We start from the raw sequence: 644 nt of genomic DNA on the forward strand, positions 1-644 counted from the left end.
CGGCCGACATTGAATTCCGTGCGAAATCCACTTGGGTCATGATACGCGGGAATCGTTATCAAGTTTTGGAGGACGAGTTCTATCGCTACGTTCTGGCGCCTCACAATGATGTTTTGGAGGAGGTGTACGGCATTGGTGCCACCGATATTGCGGAAGGCTTTCAGGCCATGGCCGACGCCACTCGTTCTGGGCACACCAACGCAATCATTGAGATGATCAAGCAGTTTGAGGCGGTAAAGGCTTTTTCTATAGAGCAAGGTAAGTCTATGGAAGACGCTATGGAGTCATGGATTGCAGAAAATGAGGAGCAGTCCAAAGCGGCCCGGGGGGCGATGGAGGATATGCTTCGCGGTGGTATTGCCAATGTAAGCCGTCACACGAGGTTGCCACCGACATTGCTAGCAGACTTGTCATACCAGCGAGGAGAAGATACTGAGTTCTTCGCCGCGGGCGATTTTAAGGGGACACCCTTTCGGACACTGCCAGCACGTAAGAAACCTCTAATTCAGCTTGGGTCGGACTACTACGCGGTCGATCCTTGTTTTGCTCGCGATGCGGGGTATCGTGCACTCCTATTTAACCTCCTTCAGCGAAAGCCGGATTACAATAAGGCCTTTAAAGATCGGCAGAAAATGATGAGCGAA

The 644-nt window shown here is 51.6% G+C and carries 1 protein-coding gene; it reads left to right on the forward strand.

The window, feature by feature from the left end; translation table 11 throughout:
* On the forward strand, positions 1-644 hold a 644-nt coding region (locus ABAC460_RS50285; RefSeq protein WP_031237684.1), incomplete at both ends, for a hypothetical protein.

Source organism: Asticcacaulis sp. AC460 (assembly GCF_000495795.1).
Lineage (GTDB): Bacteria > Pseudomonadota > Alphaproteobacteria > Caulobacterales > Caulobacteraceae > Asticcacaulis.